The organism is Variovorax sp. Root318D1, from assembly GCF_001424835.1.
Classification (GTDB): Bacteria; Pseudomonadota; Gammaproteobacteria; order Burkholderiales; family Burkholderiaceae_C; genus Variovorax.
On sequence record NZ_LMCQ01000021.1, the window covers coordinates 26,808 to 49,435 of the forward strand.

General features: G+C 66.0%; 22 protein-coding genes and 1 pseudogene. 8 read left to right on the plus strand and 15 right to left on the minus strand.

All coding sequences use genetic code 11. The annotated features are described in order from the left end of the window. Nucleotides 1-9 precede the first annotated feature (9 nt). Both ASC78_RS18605 and ASC78_RS18610 read right to left on the minus strand, forming a co-directional pair. Entirely contained in the window at nucleotides 10-345 is a 336-nt protein-coding gene (locus tag ASC78_RS18605) for a DUF1090 family protein (protein ID WP_235505129.1), read from the minus strand. Between the two features lie 106 nt (nucleotides 346-451). After that, nucleotides 452-1,813: a homoserine dehydrogenase gene (locus ASC78_RS18610; RefSeq protein ID WP_055804457.1), complete on the minus strand. Its 1,362-nt coding sequence runs from the start codon at nucleotides 1,811-1,813 to the stop codon at nucleotides 452-454. 388 nt (nucleotides 1,814-2,201) lie between these two features. On the opposite strand from ASC78_RS18610, the gene ASC78_RS18620 reads away from it, so the two are divergent. Next, complete coding sequence (locus ASC78_RS18620) at nucleotides 2,202-2,606, plus strand: hypothetical protein (protein ID WP_055804463.1); 405 nt, start codon at nucleotides 2,202-2,204, stop codon at nucleotides 2,604-2,606. 22 nt (nucleotides 2,607-2,628) lie between these two features. Here ASC78_RS18620 and ybaL read toward each other — a convergent pair whose 3' ends face one another. From ybaL to ASC78_RS18635, 3 genes are all read right to left on the minus strand, one after another. Continuing rightward, the gene (gene ybaL / locus ASC78_RS18625) at nucleotides 2,629-4,332 is read right to left on the minus strand and encodes a YbaL family putative K(+) efflux transporter (protein WP_055804466.1); all 1,704 of its coding nucleotides are present in this window, start codon (nucleotides 4,330-4,332) and stop codon (nucleotides 2,629-2,631) included. A 108-nt stretch (nucleotides 4,333-4,440) separates the two neighbouring features. After that, nucleotides 4,441-5,178 (minus strand): acetoacetyl-CoA reductase, encoded by a 738-nt coding sequence (gene phbB / locus ASC78_RS18630; RefSeq protein WP_055805015.1) that lies wholly within the window; start codon nucleotides 5,176-5,178, stop codon nucleotides 4,441-4,443. Between the two features lie 265 nt (nucleotides 5,179-5,443). Next, entirely contained in the window at nucleotides 5,444-6,688 is a 1,245-nt protein-coding gene (locus ASC78_RS18635) for a glycerophosphodiester phosphodiesterase (protein WP_235505130.1), read from the minus strand. A gap of 180 nt (nucleotides 6,689-6,868) precedes the next feature. Between ASC78_RS18635 and ASC78_RS18640 the strand changes: the two genes are divergently transcribed. After that, nucleotides 6,869-7,387 (plus strand): CinA family protein, encoded by a 519-nt coding sequence (locus ASC78_RS18640; RefSeq protein WP_055804469.1) that lies wholly within the window; start codon nucleotides 6,869-6,871, stop codon nucleotides 7,385-7,387. Here the strand turns inward: ASC78_RS18640 and ASC78_RS18645 are convergent. Genes ASC78_RS18645 through ASC78_RS18665 form a run of 5 tightly spaced genes read right to left on the minus strand, consistent with a single transcriptional unit; the run spans nucleotide 7,384 to nucleotide 12,399 of the window. Beyond that, the gene (locus ASC78_RS18645; protein WP_055804471.1) at nucleotides 7,384-8,388 is read right to left on the minus strand and encodes a tripartite tricarboxylate transporter substrate-binding protein; all 1,005 of its coding nucleotides are present in this window, start codon (nucleotides 8,386-8,388) and stop codon (nucleotides 7,384-7,386) included. The genes ASC78_RS18640 and ASC78_RS18645 overlap by 4 nt on opposite strands. Before the next feature lie 49 nt (nucleotides 8,389-8,437). Then, the gene (locus ASC78_RS18650; RefSeq protein ID WP_055804474.1) at nucleotides 8,438-9,295 is read right to left on the minus strand and encodes an HpcH/HpaI aldolase/citrate lyase family protein; all 858 of its coding nucleotides are present in this window, start codon (nucleotides 9,293-9,295) and stop codon (nucleotides 8,438-8,440) included. 2 nt (nucleotides 9,296-9,297) lie between these two features. After that, a complete protein-coding gene (locus tag ASC78_RS18655) occupies nucleotides 9,298-10,479 on the minus strand; it encodes a CaiB/BaiF CoA transferase family protein (protein ID WP_055805018.1) in 1,182 nt (393 codons plus the stop codon). A gap of 20 nt (nucleotides 10,480-10,499) precedes the next feature. Continuing rightward, nucleotides 10,500-11,396 (minus strand): FAS1-like dehydratase domain-containing protein, encoded by an 897-nt coding sequence (locus ASC78_RS18660; RefSeq protein ID WP_443082734.1) that lies wholly within the window; start codon nucleotides 11,394-11,396, stop codon nucleotides 10,500-10,502. A gap of 19 nt (nucleotides 11,397-11,415) precedes the next feature. Then, nucleotides 11,416-12,399, minus strand: a complete 984-nt coding sequence (locus ASC78_RS18665; RefSeq protein WP_055804478.1) for a tripartite tricarboxylate transporter substrate binding protein — start codon at nucleotides 12,397-12,399, stop codon at nucleotides 11,416-11,418. Nucleotides 12,400-12,505: 106 nt separating this feature from the next. Between ASC78_RS18665 and ASC78_RS18670 the strand changes: the two genes are divergently transcribed. Continuing rightward, nucleotides 12,506-13,417, plus strand: coding sequence for a LysR family transcriptional regulator (locus tag ASC78_RS18670; protein WP_055804482.1), 912 nt, complete (start codon nucleotides 12,506-12,508; stop codon nucleotides 13,415-13,417). Between the two features lie 197 nt (nucleotides 13,418-13,614). On the opposite strand, the pseudogene ASC78_RS18675 reads toward ASC78_RS18670, so the two are convergent. Both ASC78_RS18675 and phaC read right to left on the minus strand, forming a co-directional pair. Beyond that, nucleotides 13,615-14,786, minus strand: a pseudogene (locus ASC78_RS18675) (acetyl-CoA C-acetyltransferase). Nucleotides 14,787-14,841: 55 nt separating this feature from the next. Continuing rightward, complete coding sequence (phaC, locus tag ASC78_RS18680; RefSeq protein WP_055805021.1) at nucleotides 14,842-16,596, minus strand: class I poly(R)-hydroxyalkanoic acid synthase; 1,755 nt, start codon at nucleotides 16,594-16,596, stop codon at nucleotides 14,842-14,844. Between the two features lie 114 nt (nucleotides 16,597-16,710). Between phaC and ASC78_RS18685 the strand changes: the two genes are divergently transcribed. Continuing rightward, nucleotides 16,711-17,043, plus strand: coding sequence for a hypothetical protein (locus ASC78_RS18685; RefSeq protein ID WP_055804485.1), 333 nt, complete (start codon nucleotides 16,711-16,713; stop codon nucleotides 17,041-17,043). On the opposite strand, the gene pgeF is transcribed toward ASC78_RS18685, so the two are convergent. Then, complete coding sequence (pgeF, locus tag ASC78_RS18690) at nucleotides 16,975-17,760, minus strand: peptidoglycan editing factor PgeF (RefSeq protein ID WP_200934334.1); 786 nt, start codon at nucleotides 17,758-17,760, stop codon at nucleotides 16,975-16,977. The two genes, ASC78_RS18685 and pgeF, sit on opposite strands and share 69 nt — an antisense overlap. A 22-nt stretch (nucleotides 17,761-17,782) precedes the next feature. Continuing rightward, on the minus strand, nucleotides 17,783-18,421 hold the full coding sequence (gene maiA, locus ASC78_RS18695) for a maleylacetoacetate isomerase (RefSeq protein WP_055804492.1): 639 nt from the start codon (nucleotides 18,419-18,421) through the stop codon (nucleotides 17,783-17,785). A gap of 89 nt (nucleotides 18,422-18,510) precedes the next feature. Here maiA and ASC78_RS18700 point away from each other — a divergent pair, with 89 nt between their 5' ends. The 4 genes from ASC78_RS18700 (at nucleotide 18,511) to ASC78_RS18715 (ending at nucleotide 20,939) form a co-directional block, all read left to right on the plus strand. Beyond that, nucleotides 18,511-19,212, plus strand: coding sequence for a fumarylacetoacetate hydrolase family protein (locus ASC78_RS18700; RefSeq protein ID WP_055804494.1), 702 nt, complete (start codon nucleotides 18,511-18,513; stop codon nucleotides 19,210-19,212). Between the two features lie 19 nt (nucleotides 19,213-19,231). Continuing rightward, nucleotides 19,232-19,783: an NUDIX hydrolase gene (locus ASC78_RS18705; protein ID WP_055804497.1), complete on the plus strand. Its 552-nt coding sequence runs from the start codon at nucleotides 19,232-19,234 to the stop codon at nucleotides 19,781-19,783. A gap of 5 nt (nucleotides 19,784-19,788) precedes the next feature. Next, nucleotides 19,789-20,304, plus strand: coding sequence for a CreA family protein (locus ASC78_RS18710; protein ID WP_157634484.1), 516 nt, complete (start codon nucleotides 19,789-19,791; stop codon nucleotides 20,302-20,304). A gap of 131 nt (nucleotides 20,305-20,435) precedes the next feature. Next, nucleotides 20,436-20,939, plus strand: coding sequence for a murein hydrolase activator EnvC family protein (locus ASC78_RS18715; RefSeq protein ID WP_055804502.1), 504 nt, complete (start codon nucleotides 20,436-20,438; stop codon nucleotides 20,937-20,939). Nucleotides 20,940-20,952: 13 nt separating this feature from the next. Here the strand turns inward: ASC78_RS18715 and ASC78_RS18720 are convergent, their stop codons facing one another. Beyond that, the gene (locus ASC78_RS18720; protein ID WP_055804505.1) at nucleotides 20,953-22,608 is read right to left on the minus strand and encodes a phospholipase D family protein; all 1,656 of its coding nucleotides are present in this window, start codon (nucleotides 22,606-22,608) and stop codon (nucleotides 20,953-20,955) included. Nucleotides 22,609-22,628: the final 20 nt, after the last annotated feature.

The following is a 22,628-nucleotide window of genomic DNA, read 5'->3' on the forward strand; positions in this document are numbered from 1 at the left end:
CGCCAGGCCTCAGGGCCGTTCGTTCTTCAGCTCGCGCAATTGCTCCTCGGCTTGCTCGAGTTCTGCCTTGAGCAGCTGGATGTCGCGCTCCAGCTTGTCGATGCGCGCGGCACGGCTCATGGAAGGCCCGGACGCCTGGCAGCGCGTGCGCAGCGCGGACAAGCTTTCGGCGAGTTGCCGCCGACGCAGCATCTGGCCCCGCGAGCGCGCAAGGTCGATGTCGCGCTCCAGCGCAGCTTCTTCGGCTTGGCACGAAGCGGCGCTCGGCGGTTCCACGGCTTGCGCTTGCGCGAAGGCGGATGTGGACAGGACCAGCAGCGCAGCGGCCAGGAGTCCACGCTTCATGCGCGGCTCCACCCGTTTCCCTTGACAGCCACTGTGCCGATCCAAACCCATTTCGGCTCCCCTTGTGGTTGACGGAGCTCCTGGCTCCGCCGTGCCTCATTCTGTCTCAGGACAGTTCTTCCACTCGCAGCGCCGTGATTTTTCCTGCGACCTGGGGATGTGCCTCCAGCGCATGCAGCGCAAGGTCCAGCGCGCCCTGCCGCACCGGCTGCGTCAGCACGAGCACCTGCGGGCCCATGTCGGCCTCTGCAACGGCCGCCAACGTTGCCTGGCGCACCGGCACCTGCTGCTCCGCAAGCCAGCCCGACACCGCCTCGATGTCGCTGGCCGCATGCACGGGCACGCGCAGGTAGTGCGATGAACACGTCGCGGCACGGGGCAACACCGGCAAGGCGCTCATCGCATGCGCATGGAACCCGAGGTGCGGCACGCGCTGCGCCGCATGCGTGCCGTCGAGCCGCGCCACGTCCACCAAGTCGGCAATCACCGCCGACGCGGTCTGCTCGGACCCCGCACCCGCGCCGTAGTACATCGTCACGCCGGCCGCATCTCCCTTGACCATGATGCCGTTCATCGACCCGTTCACATGCGCCATGAGGTGCGACGTGGGCACGAGCGCGGGCTGCACGCGCAGCTCCATGCCCTCCTCCCTCCGGCGGGCCACGCCCAGCAGCTTGATGCGAAAGCCCAGCTGCGCGGCGCAGGCCACGTCCGTCCGCTGAAGCGATGTGATGCCTTCCACCTGCACGTCGGCAAGCCGCACGGAAGTGCCGAACGCGTTGGCGGCCAGCAGCGTGAGCTTGTGTGCGGCGTCGATGCCCTCGATGTCGAAGGCCGGATCGGCCTCGGCATAGCCCAGCGCCTGGGCCTGTGCGAGCGCTTCGGCAAAGTCCAGCCCTTCACTCTCCATCTTGCTCAGGATGAAATTGGTGGTGCCGTTGATGATGCCCGCCACCCACTCGATGCGGTTGGCCGTGAGGCCTTCGCGCAGCGCCTTGACGATGGGGATGCTCACTGCCACGGCGCCCTCGTAGGCTACGGCCACGCCATGCTGCCGGGCTGCGGCAAAGATCTCGGCGCCGTGCACCGCCAGCAGCGCCTTGTTGGCCGTGACCACGTGCTTGCCGTGCGCCATGGCGGCCAGCACCCAGTCGCGCGCCGGGCCGGTGCCGCCGGCCACTTCCACCACCACGTCGATGTCGGGATGCGTGGCCACGCGCAGCGGGTCGTCGGTCAACGGAACAGCGCCGCCCACGATGCTCGCGGCGCGCTCCAGGTTGCGCGCCGCCACCATCACCAGTTCGATCGGCCGGCCCGCTCGTCCCGCGATGTCGGCCTGGTTGCGCGCCAGCACCCGGAAAGTGCCTGCGCCGACGGTGCCGATGCCGATCATGCCCACGCGCAATGCGCGAGGGGCCGCGAAACGGCTGGGCAAGGGTTCGAGTGACTGGACTGGATCGCGGTACATGGAAATCTCCGGATGAAAAAACAAAAAACCCAGCTGCCAGAGCTGGGTTCATTCATTCGGAGAAAGAGCGATACACCAGGTGGCTGCCGAAACGGCCACCTGCGCGTGCTCAGGGGGCCGCGGTGGTAATGGTGGTAATCATTCGTGCAACCAACGCCCCGTTCGCCCGCGCGAAGGCAGGCGACGTCAGGCGGGCCAGCGAGGCTGCGCAGACGGTGGTGGGGAAGAAATGGCACGGCATGAAGCCGGGAGTGTACACAAGGCCCGACTGGCGGAGAGGCCTTCCCGCGCAAAACCCGCTGAAATACGGGGAGCAGGCCTACACATCTCTGCCCGCAGCGAGCCTAATGTCGTGGGAAAAGAACTGCATCATCCAGGAGGCAGCATCATGAAGAATTTCGTCCTAGAGCCCCACATGCGGGCAAGCTTCGGCGGGGCGTTCTACCCCACTGGCTATTCGATGGTGATGTTTCCGAGCCCGGAAGACGCCAGCCGCATCGGCCACAAACTGATCGAAAACGGCGTGAGCGGCGACGAGATCTACCTGATTCCGCCTGCAACGATCCTCGAGGAGATCAGCCCCACCGTGAGGGAGGCCGACGAGCCGCTGCCTTCGGCCGGCACCGATGCGGCCACCGTACGCGCCTACACCAAGCTGGCGCGCGAGGGCCACACCGGCCTCTTGGTCAGGACGAAGAACGAACAGGCCGCCAACAACCTGATGGATGTGGTGCGCACGGTGCCCTATTCGATTGCACAGCGCTATCGCACGCTGGTCATCGAAGACCTGTGAGTCTCCTGGCCCCTCGGGCAGTTCATGCCGCGGCCACGGCACGCCGCACCACGTCGCGAGCCATGGCCTGCGCCAACTCCTGCTCTCCCAGGAAGACAGTTGCGGCGGTCTCCTGAGTCAATAGCCGCGCTTCGTCTTCGTTGTGGCTGCGGATCACGGTTTCGATGGCGGGATTGAGCGTGCGCGCGATTTCCATCATCTGGCGCACGTTGATGGCGTCCGGCGTTGCGACCACCAGCACGCGGGCACGCGCAATGTGCGCCTGGATCAGCACCTCGGCATCGGCCGCATCACCCCACACGGCCGCAATGCCGGCCTCGCGCAGCTTCCCGACCAGTTCGCGGTTCTGCTCGGCCACCACATAGGGAATGTCGTTCGCCTCGAGCTCGGCCGCAATGCGGCGCCCAACGCGGCCATAGCCCACCAACACGACCTGCCTGGAGAGATACCTGGCCTCGGTGGTGCTGGGCAATTCGGCCAGCGGATGGTCGCGCGATTCGAGCCCCCGCGCCAAGGGGAAACGGGCATACAGCCATTTTTGCAAGGGCGCGATCAGGCTGAACCACAACGGATTGGTGGCAATGGAGATCAGCGCACCGGCCAGGATGAGGCTCTGGCCTTCGACCGGCAGCACGCCGAGGGACACGCCCAGCCCCGCGAGAATGAACGAGAACTCCCCGATCTGCGCGAGGCTCGCGCTCACGGTGAGCGCGGTTCGAAGCGGGTAGCGAAACGCTAGCACCAGCGCGCAGGCCGCCAGCGACTTGCCCAGCACGATGACCCCCACCACGGCCAGCACCTGCAGCGGACGCTCGATGAGCACGGAAGGATCGAACAGCATGCCCACGGACACGAAGAACAGCACCGCGAAGGCATCGCGCAGCGGCAGCGACTCCTCCGCCGCACGGTGGCTGAATTCAGACTCGCGCATCACCATGCCCGCGAAGAATGCGCCGAGCGCAAACGAGACGCCGAATAATGCCGCCGATGCGAAGGCGATGCTCACCGCCGCCGCTACCACGCATAGTGTGAACAGTTCTCGCGAGCCCGTGCGGGTGACCTGCCAGAGAATCCACGGGAAGGCACGCCTTCCGACCACCAGCATCAGCGCCACGAAGCCGCCCACCTGCAGGAGCGTGAGCCCGAGCGTTTGCCAGAGAGGGTCTGGCGCGCCACCCGCCGGATTGCCCGCATGGCCGCCCATTGCTCCCGCCAGCGGCGGCAGCAGCACCAGGACCAGCACCATGGCCAGGTCCTCGACCACCAGCCAACCCACGGCGATGCGGCCCGTGAACGAATCGAGAATCCCGAGGTGCTCGAGCGCCCGCAGCAACACCACCGTGCTTGCCACCGACAACGCAAGGCCGAAGACCAGCGCCTCCCCCCACTTCCAGTCCCACCAGAGCGCCAACGCGCCGCCGAGCAGCGTCGCCACCGCGATCTGCGCCAATGCGCCCGGCAAGGCAATCTTGCGCACCGCCAGCAGGTCGTCGAGCGAGAAGTGCAGGCCCACGCCGAACATGAGGAGCATCACACCAATTTCGGCCAGCTGCGCCGCAATGCCCGCATCGGCCACGAAACCCGGCGTGAAGGGGCCGATGATCACGCCCGCAAGCAGGTAGCCCACCAGCGCCGGCAATCGCAGCCGCACTGCCAAAAAACCGAAGACAAGCGCCAGCCCCAAGCCGGCTGCGATGGTGTTGATCAAGGAAACGCTGTGGGGCATGGTTCCATTTTGCAGGAACGATGCCGTTCCCCTGACGTGGAAGCCGCATCCTTCAAATGAAAAAACCCGCCGAAGCGGGTCCTTTCAATCAGGTGATGGCCTGCGAGATCAGTGCATGTGAAGGCCGCCGTTGACGGAGAAATCGGCCCCGGTGCTGTAGCCGCCTTCGTCGGTGGCAAGCCACGCGATGATGGAGGCGATTTCGCTCGGCTCGCCCAGTCGCTTGACCGGAATGGTGGCGATGATCTTGTCGAGCACTTCCTGGCGGATGGCCTTGACCATGTCGGTGCCAATGTAGCCCGGGCTCACGGTATTGACCGTGACGCCCTTGTTCGCCAGCTCTTGCGCCAGCGCCATCGTGAAGCCGTGCATGCCGGCCTTGGCTGCCGAGTAGTTGGTCTGGCCGGCCTGTCCCTTGGCGCCGTTGACCGAGCTGATGTTGATGATGCGGCCCCAGCCCTTTTCGACCATGTCGCCCACCACCTGCTTGGTGACGTTGAACATGCTGTTGAGGTTGGTCTCGATGACCGCGCTCCAGTCTTCGGGCGTCATCTTCAGGAACATGCGGTCCCGCGTGATGCCCGCGTTGTTGACCAGCACGTCAATGGGGCCGTGCGCAGCCTTGGCGGCCGAAAACGCCTCGACAGTGGATTGCCAGTCGCCGACATTGCCGACCGACGCATGGAACTCGAAGCCCTCGGCCTTCTGCTCGGCCAGCCATTTGGCATGGTCGCGCGTGGGGCCGCAGCCTGCGATGACGGTGAAGCCATCCTTGTGCAGGCGCTGGCAGATGGCAGTTCCGATGCCACCCATGCCTCCGGTGACATATGCAACTTTTTTGCTCATGAAATCTTCCTTGATGTGTTGCGAAGCTAAAGCCTGAACGGCCACCTTCACTCTAGCGAATTTCAAGCCACCTATCGCTGAGGAAAACACTGAGCCAAGCTTGCAAGCAGCTGTCAATGCAGGGCCGATGTGCAACCATATGCATGAGTCTGTACCTTCTTGCGCACTGCGGGCGCCTTGAAGGAATTCGAAAGTATGAATTTTCCGGGCTCCCGATATGGCGAGCCCGTCTCCCGATCTTGGGCCAATTGCGAGTGCCGCTTCTTCAGTCGTTGTTGCGCTCGCATTTGCGCGCGTTGACGAGACAGCCGGCATAGTCGGGGTCGTGCTTCAGCAGGAACATGGCGCGCGCGGCAACGGCGGTGTCTGCGAAGTCGCTGAACAGGCCGTCCACGCCGGCCTCGTAGAAGGCCAGATACTCGTTGATCGGATTGCCTGCGAAACTTCCGGTCAAGCGCTTCTGTTCACTCCTGAAGGTGTAGGGGTGCACCAGCAAACCCAGCTTGTGCGCGTTCGCGATCACGTCGCTCGGCGGCAGCAGCACGCGGTCGCGCTCGTCCACCACGCCATCGCCTGTCACGTCGACGCACGCGCCACCCTGTACCGATTTGCAGGCGCTGGAGATCAGGTATGGCTTCCATGGCCCGATGCCGTCGGCATAGCCCTTCACTTCCTGCAGGCCGCGCGGCGTCAGCAGATCCTTGAATTGGCCGTCGCGGTTCGACACCACCCAGTCGTATGGTTTGTCGTAGGGCTTGCTGAAGTCCAGCGAACCATCGGGCTTGACGTCGTTCGCGTCGACCAGCTGAACCAACCGCACGCTCGTCTTGCTGCGCAGATAGCGAAGATTGGCGGTTTCGAAGGACTGGATGAAGACGGGCGCGTTGCGCTGGTTCCAGCCCGCCGCACTCAGCACGCCCAGCAGCCGGTCTTCCAGAGCGAGCCCAATGCCCTGGTGGTAGGTCGGATGCTTGGTCTCCGGATAGATCCCGATGCGCCGCCCCTCCTCCCGGGACTTGCGCTTGGCGAGTTCGATCACCTCGACCAGCGTCGGAATCTGGAACCTGCCGTTGAAGCCCTGGTCGCGCTCCGGAAATGACTGCACGGCGCGCAATTGCTTGATCTCGGCCAAAGTGAAGTCGCTGGCAAAGAAGCCGTCGGTCGCAACACCGTCCACCATGACCGTGCGCCGTCGATTGGCGAACTGCGGCAGTTCCTTGACATTGGTGGTGTCGATCAGGTTGGGTTCGTGCCGCGCGATCAGATGGCCGTCCTTCGTGGCGACCAGGTCCGGCTCGATGTAGTCGGCGCCCAACGAGATACCCAGCGCATACGCCTCCAGCGTGTGCTCGGGCAGGTAGCCGTTGGCGCCGCCCCGGTGTCCGATCACCAGCGGCGCATTGTCGGCACGACGCCGTGCGTTCTCCTCATGCGCCGCGACCGGTGTTGCGGCGGCAAGCACCATGGTCAGGCCGAAAAGGGCAGTGCAGACTTTTCTCAAGCTGTTCAAAGGAGTCTCCTCGTTGGTGGGCGCATGCTAGAAACCGACGATGACGCGGCGGTGACGCCCGTTCCGGGCGCGCACAATCTTCGCGGCACTGCCACGGTTGTTGCAAACGCGGCTCTTCCCCTACCAAGGAGTTCGAAAGTATGAATTTCGGAATCGTCTGCAGCATGCGGCGCGCCGGCCATGTCTGAGCTCCCCGCGCTCGAGCCGCTCGCCGTTCTTGCCGCTCGCGTCGGCGCCACGCTGCGCGAGCGGCGCCAGACGGTGGCCGTGGCTGAATCCTCGGCCGGCGGCCTCGTGTCGGCCGCGCTGCTGGCCATACCGGGCGCATCGGCCTTCTTCCTGGGCGGCGCGGTCGTGTATTCGCGGCGTGCCGCCAAGGCACTGCTGGGGCTGACGCCGGAAGACATGGCAGGCGGTATGCGCGCCGAAACCGAACCCTATGCGAGATTCATCGCAGGCAGGATCCGCGGCAGCCATCGCGCGACGTGGGGCATCGCCGAGAGCGGCGCTGCGGGACCTTCCGGCAGTCCGTATGGCGATGCGCCGGGCCATGTGTGCGTGGCCATCGATGGTGCGGTCATTGCAAGCCGGACCATCGAGACCGGCGGTGCGGACCGCGTGTCGAACATGGATGTGTTCGCGCGGCAGTTGCTCTCGCTCTTCGACGAGACGCTGCGCGCGCAATCTTCGGCGGGCTAGTCGGCCTGCACCCCTGCCGCCCGGATCACCTTGCCCCATTTCTCGGTCTCTGCCGCAAGGTGCTTGCGCAGCGCCTCGGGCGTCACCTTGTCCATCGGCACGGCTTCGGTGCTCAGTTCGGCGAAGCGTTGCTTCACCATGTCGTCCTGCAGCGCTGCGCGCAATGCGGTGTTGAGCTTTTCCATCACTGCCGGCGGCGTGCCCTTGGGTGCGTAGATGCCGTGCCACACCTTCACATCGAAGCCCTTCAGGCCTTGCTCGTCGAGCGTGGGAACGTTGGGCATGCTGGACAGGCGTTTGGGCGTGGTCACGCCGAACACCTTGACCCGGTTGCCGTCCTTGATGACCGGCGCAGTCTGGGTGGTCTGATCGCACAGCAGATCGACCTGCCCGCCCATCACATCGTTGAGCGCGGGGCCGGCGCCCTTGTAGGGCACGGTGGTGAGCTGCACGCCGATCTGGTGCGCAAGGAGCATGCCGCATAACTGCGACACGGCGCCAACGCCGGCGTTGGCCAGCGTCACCTTGTCCTTGTGGGTCTTCACGTAGGCCAGCAGCTCCTGGAAGTTGTTGGCCGGAAAGTCCTTGCGCGAGAGCAAGGTCATCGGCACGTCCATCACCTGGCCCACGTATTCGAAGTCTTTCAACGGGTCGTAGTTGAGCTTCTTGTAGAGGGCGGGCGCGGTAGCCATGCCCATGTGATGGATGAGGATGGTGTAGCCGTTTGGCGCCGCCTTGGCCACGCGGCCGGGCGCGATGGTGCCGCCCGCGCCCACGGTGTTCTCGACGATCACGGTCTGCCCGAGCGACTTGCCCATGGGGATCGCGAGCATGCGCGCGACCACGTCGGTGGGGCCGCCGGCCGAATACGGCACGACCATGGTGATGGGCTTCTCGGGCCAGGGGGCCTGTGCCACGGCCGGCGATTGGGCGGCGAACAGACTGGCGCCCAGCGCTGCTGCAAGCATTGCGCGTGTTGTCCGGTTCTTGGTTGGGTTCATCTTTTTGTCTCCTAAGTCTTGGTTCGATCCGCGGAACTTGCGGTACTTGTCAGGGCGCGGCTTGAGCGCCGAGCGCGAGCAGGCGCTCGGCCAGCCGAACCACGGGAGCGTCGACCATGCGCCCGTCGAGGCTGACCACGCCGCCGCCGGCCGCCTGGGTCGCATCCAGCACGCGGCGCGCCCATGCCAGCTCATCGGTGCTCGGGCCCAGCGCGGCGTGCACCGGCGCGACCTGGTCAGGGTGAATGCAGAGCTTGGCGCCGAAGCCACCGCGGCGCGCGCGTGCGGTGTCGGCCGCGAGGCGCTCGGCATCGCGCCAATCGGGCGTGACGCCGTCGATGGGTGCGGCCAGCCCGGCACGGCGCGAGGCCAGTACCAGGGCCAGGCGAACCGGCACCAGCTCGGCCTCGCTGGGATCGCAGGCCAGCCCCAGGTCGGCCTGGAAATCGAGGTTGCCGAAGGCGAGCCGCAGCACCTGCGGCGCGGCCGCGAGTTCAGCGGCGGCTTCGAGGCCCGCAGCGGATTCGATCAACGGAACGAGCACGCCCTTGGGTCCGATGTCCGTGGCCAGCCGATGCAGGTCCGCGGCGTGCTCGGCCTTCGGCAGCACCACGCCGGCAATCAGGCTTTCGGCGGCAAGCTCACCCACCAGCGCGCGGTCGCCGTCGTGCCAAAGCGTGCTGTGGGCATTGATGCGCACCAGCAGGCGCCCTCTTTCCGCGGCGGTCAACGCGGCGACAGACGCCCGCAGCTGCTCGCGCGCCACCACCTTGCGATCGGGCGCCACGGCGTCCTCCAAGTCGACGATGACACCACCCGCACCCGTGGCCAGCGCGCGCGCGTGGCGCTCGGACCGGTCGGCGGGCACGAAGAGAAAGGTGCGTGCCAATGCCAGCGTCGTCGACATGCTCACACCGCCCCTGCCTCGCGCAGCGCGGCAATGTCGGCATCGCCTCGGCCCAGGGCGCGCAGGATGGATTCGGTGTGCTCGCCCACGGCGGGCACGGGGTCCATGCGGTAGTCGAAGGCACTCTGCCGTCCGGCCGGCAGCAACGCGGGAATGTCGCCGGCCGGCGAGCCCACGTTCCGCCAGCGCTCCCGCGCCTGCAACTGCGGATGCGCCCACAGCCCGGCCATGTCGTTCATGCGTGCGTTGGCAATCTGCGCGGCGTCGAGCCGCTCGACCACCTGCACTGTGTCGAGCGTGCTGAAGGTCTCCACGATGATGGCGCGCAGCGCGTCGCGGTTCGCGTTGCGCCGCGCATTGCTGTCAAAGCGCATGTCGGTCGCGAGCCCCGGCTGCAGCAGAACCTTCTCGCAGAAGAGGCGCCATTCGCGCTCGTTCTGCAGGCCCAGCATCACTGTGCCGCCATCGCCCGCCGGAAATGGCCCGTACGGATAAATGGTGGCGTGCGAGGCGGCACTGCGCGGCGGCGGTGGCGCGCCTTCGTAGGCGTAGTACATCGGGTAGCCCATCCACTCCGCGAGCGACTCGAGCATGGACACGTCGATGTGCGAGCCCTTGCCGGTCTTGCCGCGCTGGAGCAGCGCCGCGAGGATGCCGGTGTAGGCATACATGCCCGCCGCAATGTCGGCGATCGAATTGCCCGCCTTGCACGGATCGTCCGGCGTACCCGTGACCGACAGGAAACCCGCCTCGCTCTGGATCAGCAGGTCGTAGGCTTTCTTGTCGCGGTACGGCCCGTCTTCGCCGTAGCCCGAGATGTCGCAGACGATGAGCCGCGGATGCTTTGCCTGCAGCGCTTCGGCGCCCAGCCCCATGCGTGCGGCCGCGCCGGGTGCGAGGTTCTGCACCAGCACGTCGGCCTCGGCTACCAGCTCCTGCAGCACCGCAATCGCGGCGGGCTGCTTGAGGTCGAGCGTGAGGCTTTCCTTGGAGCGGTTGACCCACACGAAGTGCGAGGCCTCGCCGCCCACGCGTGCGTCGTAGGCGCGTGCAAAGTCGCCGACGCCGGGCCGCTCCACCTTGATGACGCGGGCGCCTAGATCGGCCAACTGCCGGGTGCAGAACGGCGCCGCAATCGCGTGTTCGAGCGAAACCACGGTGATGCCATCGAGAGGTCTTGTCATGGGCTTGTTCTTCCTGTTGTTCATGCGAGCACGGCCGTGGCCTGCATCGTGAGCCAGCCATCGGCGTCTTCGCCCCAGAGGCTGAAGGTCTTGCCGTCAGTGCTGCCTTCGGCCGGCTTGCCGTGCACACGGAACGGCGCAATGTCGAAGGTCGGCCGCACGGCGCGGAATTCGAAGCGTGCGAGCTGCGCGCCCGGCAGGTTCCGGCGCAGCAGGTCGATCAGCAGCGTGGCGATGAGCGGCCCGTGCACGATCAGGCCCGGATAGCCCTCGACCTGCGTGACGTAGCGGCGGTCGTAGTGGATGCGGTGGCCGTTGAAGGTGAGCGCCGAATAGCGGAACAGCAGCACGTCGTCGGGCACGATCTCGCGGCTGAAGGCGGCGTCTTTCGGCGCCGGCGTGGGCGGCGGCGTCTTCTCGCCGGGAGCGGCCGCGGCGCGATAGACGATGTCGTGCTCTTCGGTGAGGGCAAGGCCGCGCTGGTTGCGCACTTCATGGCGCACCAGCACGAACACCAGTTCGCCGGTGCGGCCCGCCTTGTGGGTGACCGAGGCGATGGTCGAGGTGCGCTCCACCGTGTCGCCCACCTGCAGCGGATTGCCTTCTTCCCACGCCAACCGCCCGCCGGCCCACATGCGGCGCGGCAGCGGTACGGGCGGCAGGAAGCCGCCGCGCTTCGCATGTCCGTCATCGCCGATCTCCGATTGGCGATGGTGCGGCAGGAAATAGAGCCAGTGCCAAAGCTCGGGCAGGCGCGTGCCGGCCGCGGGAAGTGGATCGTCGCGGTCCAACGTTGCGGAAAGCGCGCGCACTGGTGCGGCGGTGACTTCGTCGGCCAGCGTTTCGCTGCGCCCTTGCCAGGCCTGGAGCCTGGCCAGGGCATCGCCGTCGATCAACGCGGAAGTAGTTTCATGCATGGGATCGCTCATGGTTCTTTCAATCCACCGCAGCGCCGGATGCCTTGACGATGCGCGCCCACTTGGCAAGGTCGTCCTGCAGCAGTTTCGAGAATTGATCGGGCGTGGTGGGCGCCGCGATCTCGACGCCCTGCTGGTCGAGCTTGTCGCGCAGGTCCTTGGCGGCCAGCGCCTTGCGCGCTGCATCCTGCAGCGTGGCCAGCACATCGGCCGGCACGCCCGCGGGAGCGAACAGGCCGATCCACAGCGTGCCGTTGTAGCCCGGCACCGCCTCGCCGATGGCGGGCACGTCGGGCAGCACCGGCGAGCGCTTGTCGCCACTCACGGCCAGCGCCCGCAGCTTGCCAGCCTTGATGTGCGAGAGCGCCGACGGCAGGCTCGCGAACACGATCGGCAACTGCCCACCGAGCACGTCGTTGATCGCAGGCGCCACGCCCTTGTACGGCACGTGCTGCAAAGAGATGCCGGCCATGCTGTTGAGCATTTCACCGAGCAGATGGTTGAGCGTGCCGTTGCCGGCGGAGGCGTACTGGTAGTTGGCGCCCTTCTGCCGCGCAAGCTTCAGGAACTCGTTGAGGTCCTTGGCCGGAAACGATGGGTTGACCAGCAGCACGTTGGGCACCGCGCCGACCAGGCCCACGGGCTTGAAGTCTTTCACCGGATCAAAGCCCGGGTTCTTGTAGAGCGCCGGATTGATCGCCTGGCTGCTGCTGATGGTCATGAGCAGCGTGTAGCCGTCCTTCGGCCCCCTGGCGACCAGTTGCGTGCCGATGTTGCCGCCCGCGCCGGGCCGGTTGTCGACCACCACGCTGGCGTTGTTCATCACCTCGCCGAGCTTCTGCCCCACGAGACGCCCGACGATGTCGTTGGTGCCGCCCGCGGCCTGCGGCACGACCAGCGTGATGGGCCGGGAGGGATAAGGCTCTGCGCTCGCCGGGCTCATCGCAAACACGAGCGCGGCAGCCAATGAAAGCAGCGCGCCGACGCGGAATTTGAGGGTCATGTGTGTTGTCTCCATGCCCGCATGGTCGTTGGCCCCCAGCCTTCGCGCAATCTGCGATTTCGGAACCCAGTCTTCTGAAATTCCGAAGGCTTGGGTACGATGGCGCATGCTTTTCGACCTCACCGACCTGCGCCTTTTCGTTGCCACGGCAGAGCTCGGCAATCTCACGCGCGCGGCCGAGCGGCAGCATCTGTCGCTTGCAGCGGCCAGTGCGCGCATCAAGGCGCTCGAGACCCAGGCCGGGTTGCAGCTCCTGCAGCGGGAAGCCCGGGGTGTTCGCCTGCTGCCGCCGGGAGAAGCCTTCTTGCATCATGCGCGGCTGGTGCTGCACCAGACCGAGCAGCTGCGCGCCGACCTGCTCGAATACGGCGGCGGGCTGCGCGGCCATCTGCGCGTGTTCGCCAACACCACGGCAGTGACCGATTTTTTGCCCGAAATCCTGCCCGGCTTCCTTGCGCGCAATCCGCGCATCAACGTCGACCTTCAGGAAAAACCGAATGCTCAGATCCCGCGCGGCGTGCTCGACGGCCGCGCCGACATCGGCATCGTGGCGGGCCGCGTCGACACCCTGGGCCTGGAAGCCATCCACTTCAGCACCGACCGGCTGGTGCTCGTCACCTCGCGCAAACACCGCTTCGCGAAGCGCCGCAAGATTTCATTCGCCGAGACGCTCGACGAAGACGCGATCGGCATGCAGCAGGGCAGCACCTTGCAGGCCTTTCTGGCGCAGATCACCGACAACCTCGGCAAGCGGCAGAAGCTGCGCATCCAGCTGGGCAGCTTCGACGCCATGTGCCGGATGATTGGCAGCGGCGTGGGCATTGGTGTGGTGCCGGAATCGGCGGCTCGGCGCAACCAGGAAAGCATGCAGCTCGCGCTGATCGACCTCAGTGATGCGTGGTGCGTACGGGAGCGGTATCTGCTGGTGCGAGACCGGGCTGCCCTGCCGATCTATGCGCAGGCGCTGGTCGAGACGTTGTGCCGGCACTATGCCGGTGAGCAGGCGGCCATCGCCTGATGGCCGCTCGGTTCTACTGAAAACAAGGACTTGCAAGCGAATCGTGAAGGAGCGCGTGCCGTCCCCAATTTCCGTGGACAACTTTGGGGATAACTGATGTGCTTCCTTGTAAACACGATTTAAGTCGTTGTTTTATATAAGGAATAATCAGTTTGCTCAAAATTTGGGCGGTGCACAAAGTGCGCCGCCCAAAGGACTTATCGCTCGATCGTCAGCGCCACGCCCATGCCGCCGCCGATGCACAGCGAGGCAATGCCCTTCTTGGCGTTCTGGCGCTGCATTTCATGCAGCAGCGTCACCAGGATGCGGCAGCCCGACGCGCCGATGGGGTGGCCGATGGCAATGGCGCCGCCGTTCACGTTCACCTTGTTCACGTCCCAGCCCATTTCCTTGTTCACGGCGCAAGCCTGCGCGGCAAAGGCTTCGTTAATCTCGAGCAGGTCGAGGTCGGCGGCCTTCCAGCCGGCGCGCTGCAGCGCCTTGGTCGATGCCGGCACCGGGCCCATGCCCATGATGGCCGGATCGAGGCCGGCGGTGGCGTAGCTGGCAATGCGCCCCAGCGGCTTGAGGCCGAGCGAAGCGGCCTTCTTGGCGGTCATGACCATCACGGCGGCTGCGCCATCGTTCAGGCCCGAGGCATTGCCCGCGGTCACGCCGCCGGCCTTGTCGAAGGCGGGACGCAGGCCGGCCAGGCCTTCGGCGCTGGACTTGCGGTTGATGAACTCGTCCTTGTCGAAGACGATGGGGTCGCCCTTCTTCTGCGGAATGCTCACGCCGACGATTTCGTCCTTGAACTTGCCGGCATCCTGCGCGGCCGCGGCCTTGGTCTGGCTGCCGAGTGCGAGCTCGTCTTGCGCGTTGCGGTCGATGCCGAACTTCTTGGCCACGTTCTCGGCCGTGATGCCCATGTGGTACTGGTTGTAGACGTCCCACAGGCCGTCCACGATCATGGTGTCGACCAGCTTCCAGTCGCCCATGCGCTGGCCGTTGCGCGAGTTGCGTGCGGCGCGGCGCTCATGTTCTCTTGACCGCCGGCAATAACGATTTCGCTGTCGCCCGTGGCCACGGCCTGCGCCGCGAGCATCACGGCCTTGAGGCCGGAGCCGCACACCGCGTTGATGGTGAGCGCCGGGGTTTCCTTGGCGCCGCCGCTCTTGAGCCATGCCTGGCGCGCGGGATTCTGACCCGCACCGGCGGCCAGCACCTGTCCCATGATCGCTTCGCCGATCTGGTCGGCCGTGAGGTTGGCACGTGCAATCACTTCCTTGATCACGAGGGCGCCCAGCTCCGTGGCCGCAATGCCGGCGAGCGAGCCGCCGAACTTGCCGACCGCCGTGCGTGCAGCCGAAACGATGACGATGTCTTCCATGAGGTTCTCCGTTGAAGTGATTTGAAGTGAGTGAACGAGTGCGTAGGCCGACCAGTCAGGCCCTGGCCTTGACGTAGCGCCCCGGAGCCGGCTCGATGGCCTTGTAGGCCTTGCCGTTGCCGTAGGTCTTGGGCGCGGGGATCTGCTTGCCCGCGTGGCCCTTGAGCCATTGTGCCCAGTCGGTCCACCAGCTGCCGGGATGCTCCTGCGCCCCGGTCAACCATTCGGCCTGTGTCTTCGGAAACTTGCCGTCGTCGCGGATCCAGTGGCTGCGCTTTTTCTTGGCGGGCGGATTGATCACCCCGGCGATGTGGCCCGAGGCGCCCATGACGAAGCGCTTCTTGCCCGGCAGCAGTTGCGTGGAGGCATAGGCGCCGCCGATGGGCACGATGTGGTCTTCGCGCGAGCCGTAGATGTAGGCCGGGATGTCGATCTTGCCCAGGTCGATCTTCTCTCCGCACACGGTCAGCGCGTTCGGCTTCGCCAGCTTGTTCTCGTGGTAAGTGTTACGCAGGTACCAGGTATAGAACGGGCCCGGCAGGTTGGTGGCGTCGCTGTTCCAGTAGAGCAGGTCGAACGGCGGCGGCGTCTCGCCCTTCAGGTAGTTGCCCACCACGTAGTTCCACACCAGGTCGTTCGGGCGCAGGAAGCTGAACGTCGAGGCCAGGTCCATGCCCGGCAGAAGGCCGCCTTTGCCCAGCTGCATTTCGCGGTAGGCCACCATTGGCTCGTCCACGAAGATGTCGAGGATGCCGGTGTCGCTGAAATCGAGGAAGGTGGTGAGCAGCGTGACCGACGCCGCCGGCTTTTCACCGCGCGCCGCGAGCACGGCCAGCGCGGTGCTGAGGATGGTGCCGCCCACGCAGAACCCGAGCGCGTTGACCTGCTTGCTGCCGCTGATGTCCTGCACCGTGTGGATCGCCTTGATGGCGGCGTTCTCGATGTAGTCGTCCCAGGTGGCATTGGCCAGCGATTCGTCGGGATTGCGCCAGCTCACCACGAACACGCGATGGCCCTGCTCGTTGGCATAGCGGATCAGCGAATTCTCGGGCTGCAGGTCGAGGATGTAGTACTTGTTGATGCAAGGCGGCACCAGCAGGAACGGCCGTTCGTACACCTTGGGCGTGAGCGGCTTGTATTCGAGCAACTGGAACAGCTCGTTCTCGAACACCACCGCGCCTTCGGTGGTCGCCACGTTGCGCCCCACTTCGAAGGCGCTTTCGTCGGTCATGCTGAGGTGGCCCTGCTTGACGTCGTGCAGCAGGTTCTGGATGCCCTTGGCAATGCTCTCGCCCTGCGTGTCGATGGCTTTTTTCTGCGCCTCGGCATTGAAGGCGAGCGAGTTGCTCGGCGACGAGGCCGCCATCCATTGCTCGACCGCGAAGCGCAGGCGCGCCTTGGTCTTTTCGTCGGCGTCGATGGCGTCGGCCATGTTCAGCAGCGTGCGGCCATTGAGCAGGTACACGGCCGCCGAAAAAGCCGAAAGCGGGTTGCTGCCCCAAGCGTCGGACGCAAAGCGCCTGTCGCCTTCGGGCTTGGCGGCAAAACCTTGTCTCCAGAGATCGGTGGCATCAGCCACGTATTGCTGCTGGATGGACTGGAGCTTTTCGGGATCGATGGAGATCTGGGGCAGTTCGGGCATGCCGCCCGCCTGCGGGATCTGCCACAGCGGCGTGCCGCCGGTGACATTGAAGGCCGAGGCCCCCTGTGCGGCGGACTGCTGGAACGATTCCAGCGCCTTGTTCCATCCCTCTGAAAGTGCCTGCTGGAAGGGTGCGAACGCATCGGCCCCCGTCGCTTGTTGCTTCATCATGTCTCCTGGTCCTCACCTGAGTCTGAACGGATGGCTTCTCGTGTTTTGAGTATGCTGCATTTCATGAGGCGCTCACAACGCCGCCCACCTACTTACCGACTGAAACTTCTTGTGTTCATCCACCTGATCGTGATCGGCTGGCTCTACGTCGCCGTGATGATGGCCGTGGCCGAAGCCACCAACACCACGGGCACCGTGCTGGGCGCCATCTTCACATTTCTTTTGTACGGATTGGCGCCGGTGGCCTTGGTGGTTTACCTGATGGGAACGCCGGGCCGGCGCCGCGCCATGAGGCAGCGCGAGGCCGAGGCGCAGGAGGCGGCACGCCTGGCTGCCGCGGCGGCCGCGGATGCAGCGGCGGCCGCCAAAAATGATTCAGCCCTTCCAGACCAGGGCAGCGAAGCGCCCGCTGACGCCGTCCCGCCGGTGCGAAAAGAACCGTGACGGGTTGGCGACAGTGCACCAGCCGTCGCTGCCGTCGTTGCCATACACGGCATCCACGCCGGCCGCTCGCAAGCGCTGGCGCGCGAGCGCAGGCAGGTCGGCGAGCCATTTGCCGGCTGCCGGGGCCGGTTGAAAGCAGTTCGCAGCCTCGGGCGCATGCGCCTCGAACGCAGCTTTGACTTCTGGTCCGACTTCGAAAGCCTTGGGCCCGATGCAGGGGCCGAGCCACGCTATGACTTTGCTAGCGCCGTGCGGTGGACCCGCTTCAGGCTCCGGCGTGAAGCACCGGGCAGTGGCTTCGAGCACACCGCCGGCAAGCCCGCGCCAGCCGGCGTGCGCGGCCGCCACCCGCTGACCCGATCCGTCGGTGAAAAGCACGGGCAGGCAGTCGGCGACCATGATCGTGCAGGCCAGTCCGACATCGGTGGCGGTGCAGGCGTCGGCCGCTGTGCCGTCGCGCACGATGCCGTCCGTTTGGGCATCGTCGAGCGCGGCAACGGCAGCGCCGTGCACCTGCTGCAAAAAGACAGGATGCGCGCCGATGGCTTGCTCGAGAAGGCGGCGGTTCTCGGCGACATGGCCGGCCAGGTCGCCTACGTGGTCGCCGAGGTTGAGGCTTTCGTAGCGGCCCCGCGAAACCCCGCCCTGGCGCGTGGTGCACACGGCCCGCACGTTCGGTGGCGCCGGCCAGTCCGGCACGAGCCAGTGCGCGTCCATCATGGCAGTCCCGGTCACCCGATCAGGCTTCCGCGTCGGGCGCCTGCGAAGGCTGTGCGCGCTGGAATGCGTCGAGTTCCATGCAGGCTTCGTAGGCGGCCATGGTGCGCGGCAGGCCGCTGAAGTCGCAGTCGAAGCGCTTGCCGTTGAAGATCTGCGGCACCAGGCAGCAGTCGGCCATCGTGGGCGTGTTGCCGTAGCAGAAGATGCCGGCGGGGTGCAGCGCCAGCTGGCGTTCGAAGGCCAGCATGCCTTCGCGCACCCAGTGCCGATACCAGGCGTTCTTGGCAGCGTCGTCGAGCTTGAGCTCTTTCACCAAATACTTGAGCACCCGCAGGTTGTTCAGCGGATGGATCTCGCAGGCGATCGACTGCGACAGCGCACGCACGTGGGCACGGCCGACCGGATCGCTCGGCAGCAGCGGCGGCTCGGGATTGGTTTCGTCGAGGTATTCGATGATGGCCATCGACTGCGAAAAGCGCTCGCCCTCGTCTTCGAGGAGCGGTACCAGCATGTCGGGCGAAATGGCCGAGTACGGGCCCGTGCGATGGTCGCCGCGGGCAATGTGCACCGGCACGTAGTCGTATTCCAGGCCCTTGAGATTGAGCGCAATGCGCACCCGGAAAGACGAAGAGGAGCGGAAGTAGTTGTGCAGCTTCATGATCCGGAGAGCATAGCGCTCGCCGGCAGCCCCGGTCTGCCTCTGGCACACTGCCGTTTTTTCCAGTTTCGCTGAAAAGGACAGACGCAATGGCTTCCGAGTTTGTTTTCGCCCCGCCCGCGGCCGTTTCCATTCCGGTGGTCGGACAGTCGGCCCGCTTTCCGGTGCACCGCATCTATTGCGTGGGCCGCAACTACGAAGATCACGCCAAGGAAATGGGTTTTACCGGCCGCGAACCGCCCTTCTTCTTCATGAAGCCAGCCGACGCCGCGGTGGTGGTCGATGCGGGGCAGACCGGCACCATCGCCTACCCCACCCTCACCAAGAACCTGCACCACGAGATCGAGCTCGTGGTGGCGATCGGCACCGGCGGCAAGAACATCAAGGCGGCCGATGCGCACAAGCACATCTTCGGCTACGCCGTGGGCCTGGACATGACGCGCCGCGATCTGCAGAACGACATGAAGAAGCAGGGCCGCCCCTGGGACATCGGCAAGAGCTTCGAGCAGAGCGCGCCCATCGGCCCGATCGTGCCGGTGGCGGCAGCGGGCGATGCCGAAAAAGCCGAGATCTCGCTGCAGGTGAACGGCACCGACCGCCAGCGCAGCACGGTCGCCAAGCTGATCTGGAACGTGGCCGAGACCATCGAGCATCTGTCGGCCGCCTGGGAGCTTCAGCCCGGCGACCTGATCTTCACCGGCACGCCCGAAGGCGTGGCCGCCGTGGTGGCGGGCGACACGCTGGTGGGCGAAGTGGCCGGCCTGCCCAAGCTGACCGTCAAGGTCGTCTGACCCTCTTACGTCACGCTTCATGATCCTGCGCGTACCCATCAAGCACTGCAAGAACTGCGGCACCGCAGTGGTCTACCGCGTCCCCGACGACGGCGACACCAAGGAGCGCGCGGTCTGCCCTGCCTGCAGCACCATCCACTACGAGAACCCGTTGAACGTGGTGGGCACCATTCCCGTCCTGGGCGACAAGGTGCTGCTGTGCAAGCGCAACATCGAGCCGCGCTGGGGCAAGTGGACGCTGCCCGCGGGGTTCATGGAGCTTGGCGAAACCGCGGCACAGGGCGCGGCCCGGGAGACCGACGAAGAGGCCGGCGCCCACTACGAGATGCAGGGCCTGTTCGCAGTGATCAGCGTGGTGCGCGTGGGCCAGGTTCACCTGTTCTACCGCGCGCGCCTGCTGGACGACCGCTTCGATCCCGGCCACGAGACCATCGAGGCCCGGCTTTTCACCGAGGAAGAAATCCCTTGGGAAGAAATCGCCTTTCGCACCGTGCGCGAGGCGCTGGAGCACTTCTTCGAAGACCGGCGGCGCGGCAGCTTCGATCGCGTGCACGAACTCAGCATCGTTTGAACCGCATGACCCAGGCACCCCGCACCACCCCCATGACCACCTTGCTGCGCCGCGGCGCCCTCGCCTGCGGCCTTGCCCTGGGTGCGGGCCTGGCCGCTGTTGCGCACGCAGAAGTCGTGGGCGATGTCGACACCGCGTTCAAGCTCATCGGGCCCGACCACAAGATCGTGGTCGAAGCCTACGACGACCCCAAGGTCAACGGCGTGACCTGCTACGTCTCACGTGCCAAGACCGGCGGACTGGCCGGCGCATTCGGCGTGGCCGAAGACAAGTCGGAGGCCTCCATTGCCTGCCGCCAGGTCGGCCCGGTCAGCGTCACGCAGCCCCTGCCCAAGCGCGAGGAGGTCTACACCGAGCGGCTGTCGATTCTCTTCAAGCGGCTGCGGGTGGTGCGCATGGTCGACCCCAAGCGCAACACGCTGGTCTACCTCACCTATTCCGACCTGCTGATCGACGGCTCGCCCAAGAACAGCGTCACCGCCGTGCCCATCGACCGCGGCACTCCCATCCCGCTCAAATAGGTACCGTCGGGTCCGGCGCCACCGCCGCTGCTTCGGGTGGCTTTCGCGAGTTTGCTAGCATGCCCCGCGGCGGCTTGCCCGGCGCGCCGACCCGAAGGAACCCTCCGCAACGAAATCGTTCCAACAGAGCCATGCACCTTCAAGATCTAGCTTTTCGTACCGGCGCCGCGGTTCTCCTGGCGGCCGGCCTCGCAGCCTGCACCACCCCGCAGCCGCCCGCGCGGCCGGGCGTGTACATACCGCCGCCCGTCCAGCAGCCGCAGGCCATGTTCATCCGGCCCGCCAGCGGCACCACCATTGCCCGCTTCGACGGTGTGCGCAACAAGGGGCTGGACATTGCCGGCAACGTCGGCGATCCCATCGTTGCCTCCGCCGACGGCCGGGTGGTGTACGTGGGCGGCGAGCTGCGCAGCTACGGCAACATGGTCATCATCAAGCACAACGAAACCTTCCTCACCGCCTACGCGCACGCGCAAACCATCCTCGTGAAGGAAAACGCGGTGGTGCGGCAGGGCCAGAAGATCGCCGAAATGGGCAAGAGCGACACCGACCGCGTGAAGGTGCACTTCGAAATCCGCAAGAACGGCACCGCCGTCGATCCCGAGCCCTACCTGAGCGGGCGCCTGCAGCAATAACGCAGATCGGGCCTCAAAGCAGGCTCTCCGGCACCAGCGGCGCAAGCAGCTCCAGCTTCCAGCGCGACCAGAAATCCGTTTCCGGCTCCACGTGCAGGATGGTGTCGGCCCCGTCGCCCGACGCGGGGCTCACCCACTCGATGCCGCCCCTGGGGCCCAGCTGCAGCTGATAGGCGCCGTCCAGCCGGATGAAGCCGATCAGGCTGGTGAGCTGCTGCGCGATCTGCGGGCTGAATATGAAGATGCCGATTTCGGTGTTGTGCAGCATCGAGCGCGGATCGAAGTTCATCGAACCGACGAAGACGATGTTGCGGTCGACCACAGCCGACTTGCCGTGCAGCCGCCCGCTCGCCGAACCGTAGATGCCGAAGCGCTTGGTTTCTTCGACCCGCTTGGGGCTCAGTTCATAGAGCGCCAACCCGAGCCGTAGCATCTCGGGCCGGTAGCGGCGATAGCCGATGTGCACCAGCGACTCGTCGGTGGCCGCCAGCGAATTGGTGACGATGGTGTAGCCCACGCCCTTCTGCCGCACGAGGCGGAACGTCTCCATGCCGCCGCGCCCAGGAATCAGGTACGGCGTGGTCTGCAGAACCTCGTGCTCCGCGCCACGTATGTAGCGCTGCACGTTGTAGAGCACGCTGTCGGTCGACTCGTCGGCCGGCGGCCCGCGCGCTTCGTCCGTGGGCCCCAGCGCCTTGGCGGGCGCATCGGCATACGCTTCGGCGCGCGCCCACACCAGCGACAGCACGCCTTCGTCCAGGTCCTTGGCAAGCGCGTTGTTGCCCAGCAGGTCGGTCGAAACGATGGGCTCGGGGTGCAGGGTGTCGGGCCCGCCGGTCAACTGCTCGAAGCGTTCGCGCAGCTGCTGCGGCGTGGCGCCGCGTGTCGAGGCCAGCGACTCGACGGGATACACATAGGGGCTGTTCCAGTACATGTCGAACAGCGATGAAAGCCTCGGCACGACCGTGCCGGCCACCAGCGTGTCGATGTCGATGAAGTTGGAGCCACCGTCGCGCAGGAAGTATTCGTTGGCGATGTTGCGCCCGCCCATTACCGCCATGGTGTTGTCCACCACGAACAGCTTGTTGTGCATGCGGCGGTGCACGCGGTCGAAGTCGAGCAGCGACGACGCCCAGCGCGTGCCCAGCCGGCCGCGCCCGGCCGGGAACGGATTGAACATCCGCACCTCGACGTTCGGATGCGCCGCAAGGCCGGCGAACAAGGTGTCGGCACCCGCTGTGTAGAGGTCGTCCACCAGCAAGCGAACGCGCACGCCGCGCTCCGCCGCATCACGCAGTTCGCGCAGCAGGTAGCGCCCTGTCTCGTCGTTCTGCACCAGGTAGTACTGCAGGTCGATGGAACGCTGGGCCCGGCGCGCGAGCTCGATGCGCGCGTGCAGCGAATACTGCGGCATTGGCAGCAGCCGGAAGCCGCTCAACCCCTGCCCCGGCGGTGATGCCGCAGTGACCATTCGGCCCAGCATCGTGTCGGCGCCATCCGTGATGGCCACAGAATGCTTGCGCTCGACCCCCGACGGCAGGCCGGCGCAGCCGCCGAGAAACAGCAGGGTGACGACGAGCAGCAGCCACAGCGGTCGTTGTACCCAGTAGAGGCGCAAGGCGGCGCCGTTGGCCTTCTCTGAAATTCGCGGGATGAGGTGTTCTGACATCGGTCGATGCGGTGCGCGAC

What these genes read in the sequence shown, in the direction of transcription:
- phaC (WP_055805021.1), bottom strand. Translation starts at nt 16,596, where the DNA reads ATGAAGCAACAAGCGACGGGGGCCGATGCGTTCGCACCCTTCCAGCAG.
- ASC78_RS18715 (WP_055804502.1), top strand. Translation starts at nt 20,436, where the DNA reads ATGCACCTTCAAGATCTAGCTTTTCGTACCGGCGCCGCGGTTCTCCTG.
- ASC78_RS18640 (WP_055804469.1), top strand. Translation starts at nt 6,869, where the DNA reads ATGTCTGAGCTCCCCGCGCTCGAGCCGCTCGCCGTTCTTGCCGCTCGC.
- ASC78_RS18700 (WP_055804494.1), top strand. Translation starts at nt 18,511, where the DNA reads ATGGCTTCCGAGTTTGTTTTCGCCCCGCCCGCGGCCGTTTCCATTCCG.
- ASC78_RS18605 (WP_235505129.1), bottom strand. Translation starts at nt 345, where the DNA reads ATGAAGCGTGGACTCCTGGCCGCTGCGCTGCTGGTCCTGTCCACATCC.
- ASC78_RS18720 (WP_055804505.1), bottom strand. Translation starts at nt 22,608, where the DNA reads ATGTCAGAACACCTCATCCCGCGAATTTCAGAGAAGGCCAACGGCGCC.
- pgeF (WP_200934334.1), bottom strand. Translation starts at nt 17,760, where the DNA reads ATGGACGCGCACTGGCTCGTGCCGGACTGGCCGGCGCCACCGAACGTG.
- ASC78_RS18650 (WP_055804474.1), bottom strand. Translation starts at nt 9,295, where the DNA reads ATGTCGACGACGCTGGCATTGGCACGCACCTTTCTCTTCGTGCCCGCC.
- ASC78_RS18705 (WP_055804497.1), top strand. Translation starts at nt 19,232, where the DNA reads ATGATCCTGCGCGTACCCATCAAGCACTGCAAGAACTGCGGCACCGCA.
- ASC78_RS18670 (WP_055804482.1), top strand. Translation starts at nt 12,506, where the DNA reads ATGCTTTTCGACCTCACCGACCTGCGCCTTTTCGTTGCCACGGCAGAG.
- ASC78_RS18620 (WP_055804463.1), top strand. Translation starts at nt 2,202, where the DNA reads ATGAAGAATTTCGTCCTAGAGCCCCACATGCGGGCAAGCTTCGGCGGG.
- ybaL (WP_055804466.1), bottom strand. Translation starts at nt 4,332, where the DNA reads ATGCCCCACAGCGTTTCCTTGATCAACACCATCGCAGCCGGCTTGGGG.
- maiA (WP_055804492.1), bottom strand. Translation starts at nt 18,421, where the DNA reads ATGAAGCTGCACAACTACTTCCGCTCCTCTTCGTCTTTCCGGGTGCGC.
- ASC78_RS18660 (WP_443082734.1), bottom strand. Translation starts at nt 11,396, where the DNA reads ATGCATGAAACTACTTCCGCGTTGATCGACGGCGATGCCCTGGCCAGG.
- ASC78_RS18710 (WP_157634484.1), top strand. Translation starts at nt 19,789, where the DNA reads ATGACCCAGGCACCCCGCACCACCCCCATGACCACCTTGCTGCGCCGC.
- ASC78_RS18655 (WP_055805018.1), bottom strand. Translation starts at nt 10,479, where the DNA reads ATGACAAGACCTCTCGATGGCATCACCGTGGTTTCGCTCGAACACGCG.
- ASC78_RS18645 (WP_055804471.1), bottom strand. Translation starts at nt 8,388, where the DNA reads ATGAACCCAACCAAGAACCGGACAACACGCGCAATGCTTGCAGCAGCG.
- phbB (WP_055805015.1), bottom strand. Translation starts at nt 5,178, where the DNA reads ATGAGCAAAAAAGTTGCATATGTCACCGGAGGCATGGGTGGCATCGGA.
- ASC78_RS18610 (WP_055804457.1), bottom strand. Translation starts at nt 1,813, where the DNA reads ATGTACCGCGATCCAGTCCAGTCACTCGAACCCTTGCCCAGCCGTTTC.
- ASC78_RS18665 (WP_055804478.1), bottom strand. Translation starts at nt 12,399, where the DNA reads ATGACCCTCAAATTCCGCGTCGGCGCGCTGCTTTCATTGGCTGCCGCG.